Origin of the sequence: Streptomyces sp. NTH33, from assembly GCF_003236365.1 — a bacterium.
In the GTDB taxonomy this organism is placed as follows: domain Bacteria; phylum Actinomycetota; class Actinomycetes; order Streptomycetales; family Streptomycetaceae; genus Streptomyces.
In genome coordinates this window covers 1-3,570 of the sequence record NZ_POTZ01000591.1, presented here as the reverse complement: position 1 = coordinate 3,570, position 3,570 = coordinate 1, and the positions used below count along the sequence as shown (strand labels likewise).

Genomic DNA, 3,570 nt, shown 5'->3' with positions numbered 1-3,570 from the left:
GCCCGCGCGCGGTGTTCCTACAGTCGAAAGCGTGAGCGCCACCCCCTCGGAACCATGACCACCACCGCCGGCGCCGCCCCGCCCAGGGGCGCCGCCGAACCCGCCCGGCCGCCGAAGCGGAACCGGTTCCTCGGCAGGGTGCCGGAAGGCTTCGCCACCTTCTTCGGCGCCCTGGGCCTGCTGTGCGCGCTGCTCGATCTCATCGCGCCGCTGCGCGTCCTGCTCCACCCGCTCGTCCGCGTCCTGGACCTGCTCCTGGTCCCGGTCAGCGCCAACCTCGCCTACGCCGCCTTCCTCTTCCTGCTGGCCGGCGCGACCGCCGCCCGCAAGAAGGTCGCCTGGTGGCTGGTCGTCGCCTACCTGGGCCTGGTGATCCTCGGGGACGCCGTGGGCCTGGCCGTCGGCGAGTACGCCGAGTCGGCGCCCTCCCTCGTCCTGTGCGGCCTCGCGCTGCTGGTGCTGATCGCGGCCCACGGGGAGTTCTACGCCGCCTCCCGCCGCGGCTCCTGGTGGCGGGCGCTCGCCGTGCTCGTCGCCGGGCTCGCGGCGGCGATCCTGGTCGGCTGGGGCCTGGTCGCGCTCTTCCCCGGCACGCTGCCGCCCGACCTGCACCTGGCGTGGTCCGCCAACCGGGTCATGGGCGGACTGGTCTCCGCCCGCGACTTCGACGGCCGGCCACCGCGCCCGGTGACCTTCCTGCTCGGCCTGTTCGGTGCGCTCGCCCTGCTCAACGCCGCCGCCACCCTGTTCCGCTCCCAGCGCCTGGAGGCGGCCCTGCACGGCGACGAGGAAGCACGCATCCGCGCCCTGCTCGAGGCCTACGGCGAGGACGACTCCCTCGGCTACTTCGCCACCCGCCGCGACAAGGCCGTCGTCTTCTCACCCAGCGGCAAGGCCGCCGTCACCTACCGCGTCGAGGCCGGCGTCTGCCTGGCCAGCGGCGACCCCGTCGGCGACCGCGAGGCCTGGCCGCACGCCATCGCCGCCTGGCTGGACGTGGCCCGCCGCTACGCCTGGACGCCCGCCGTCATGGGCGCCTCCGAGGAGGGCGCCACGGCCTACGCCCGCGCCGGACTCGGCGCCCTCCAGCTCGGCGACGAGGCCATCGTGCACGTCGCCGGGTTCGACCTCGACGGCCGGGACATGCGCGTGACCCGGCAGGCCGTGCACCGCGTCCGCCGCACCGGCGCCACCTGCCGCATCCGCCGGCACGCCACCCTCACCGACGCCGAGATGGAGGCGGTGACCGACAGGGCCGACGCCTGGCGCGACACCGAGACCGAACGCGGCTTCTCCATGGCCCTGGACCGCCTGGGCGACCCCGCCGACGGCGACTGCCTCCTGGTCGAGGCACTCGGCACCGACGGCCGGCTGCTCGCCCTGCTCTCCTTCGTGCCCTGGGGCCGCGACGGCGCCTCCCTGGACCTGATGCGCCGCGACCGCGCCGCACCCAACGGCGTCATGGAGTTCATGGTCGCCGAACTGTGCGCGGCCGCCCCGAGACTCGGCGTGCGCCGCATCTCGCTGAACTTCGCGGTGTTCCGCTCGGCGTTCGAGGAGGGCGCCCGCATCGGGGCCGGACCGGTGCTGCGCCTGTGGCGCCGGCTGCTGCTGTTCCTCTCCCGCTGGTGGCAGCTGGAGGCCCTGTACCGGTCCAACGCCAAGTACCACCCCGAGTGGTACCCGCGCTTCCTCTGCTACGGCGAGACCGCCTCCCTCGCCCGGATCGGCCTGGCCTCCGGCATCGCCGAGGGCTTCGTCTCCGTCCCCTCGCTGCGCAAGCTCCGGGGCAAGGGCCGCTCCGGGACCGGACCGCGTCCGGCCACCACCGAGGGCCTGCCCCCTCTGACGGCGCTCGGACCCGCCGAGGAGCGACGCGCCGGCCCCGGCGACCCGCTCGCCGGCCTGCCCGAGCAGGTCCGCGTCCGGCACGCCAAGCTCGACAGGCTGCGCGCGGCCGGCACCGACCCCTACCCGGTGGGCGTCGAGGCCCGCACCCGCACCCTCGCCGAGATCCGCGAGGGCGAGCAGGTCACCGTCGCCGGCCGCGTCCTGCTCGTCCGCGACCTCGGCGGCATCGTCTTCGCCGTCCTGCGCGACTGGTCCGGCGACCACCAGCTCGCCCTCACCCGCGACCGGACCGGACCGGCCGCCCTGGACCGCTTCACCGCCGACACCGACATCGGCGACCACCTCACCGCCACCGGCCGGGCCGGGAGGAGCGACAAGGGCGAGCCGACCGTGTTCGTCACCTCCTGGCGGCTGCTCGGCAAGTGCCTGCGCCCCCTGCCCGACAAGCGCCGGGGCCTGGCCGACCCCGAGGCCAGGGTGCGCATGCGCTACCTCGACCTGGTCACCAGCCCCGAGGCCCGCGAGACCGTCCGCATCCGCTCCACCGCCGTACAGGCCCTGCGCCGGGGACTGCTCGACCGCGGCTTCCTCGAAGTCGAGACCCCGATGCTGCAGCGGGTCCACGGCGGCGCCAACGCCCGCCCCTTCACCACCCACATCAACGCCTACCACCTCGACCTGTACCTGCGCATCGCCCCCGAGCTGTACCTCAAGCGCCTGTGCGTGGGCGGCCTGGAGAAGGTCTTCGAAATGGGCCGCACCTTCCGCAACGAGGGCGTCTCCCCCAAGCACAACCCCGAGTTCACCATGCTGGAGGCCTACCAGGCGTACGCCGACTACGACGTGATGCTCGGCCTCACCCGCGAACTGATCCAGGAGGCCGCCACCGCCGTCTTCGGCCGCCCGGTCGCCCGCAAGGACGGCACCGAGTACGACATCTCCGGGCCCTGGCCGGTCAAAACCGTGCACGACGCTATCTCCGAGGCGCTCGGGGAGGAGATCAGCCCCGGCACCGACCCGGCGACGCTGCGCCGGCACTGCGAGCGCGCCGGCGTGCCGTACACCGCCGACGACACCTCCGGCGAGATCCTCCTGGAGATGTACGAGCGGCTGGTGGAGGAGCGTACGCAGCAGCCCACCTTCTACAAGGACTTCCCGACCGACGTCTCCCCGCTCACCCGGCAGCACCGCACCGACCCACGGCTCGCCGAGCGCTGGGACCTCGTCGCCTTCGGCACCGAACTGGGCACCGCCTACTCCGAACTCACCGACCCCGTCGAACAGCGCCGCCGCCTCACCGCCCAGTCCCTGCTCGCCGCCGGGGGAGACCCGGAGGCGATGGAGCTGGACGAGGACTTCCTCGACGCCCTCGAATACGCCATGCCGCCCACCGGCGGACTCGGCCTCGGCGTCGACCGGCTGGTCATGTTCCTCACCGGCCTGACCATCCGTGAGACGCTGCCGTTCCCGCTCGTGCGCCATCGCTGAGGCCGCCGCGCCGCCGATCGGGGGCGCTGGGCCGGGCGGGTGCTTTCGTGCCGCCGTACCCGTGGAGCGGTGGCGGGCAGGTCACTGTTGAGTCATGCAGAAGGATCAGTTGCTCACGCGGCGCCGGGCGTTGTTCGCCGGGGCCGCCGCTCTCGGGGCGGCGGGAGCGGCCGGCACGGCCGGTCTGCTGCTCTCCGGCTCCTCCGGGCCCACTCCCGCCGCCCCGAGAGC

1 protein-coding gene is annotated in these 3,570 nt (G+C 74.3%); it reads left to right on the top strand.

Features of this window, described 5'->3' with window-relative positions; all coding sequences use genetic code 11:
- The first annotated feature begins 54 nt into the window (after nucleotides 1-54).
- Nucleotides 55-3,339 carry a bifunctional lysylphosphatidylglycerol synthetase/lysine--tRNA ligase LysX gene (lysX, locus tag C1I97_RS33430; protein WP_111006777.1) on the top strand — a complete coding sequence of 1,095 codons (3,285 nt, stop codon included), beginning with the start codon at nucleotides 55-57 and terminating at the stop codon, nucleotides 3,337-3,339.
- Nucleotides 3,340-3,570 lie beyond the last annotated feature (231 nt).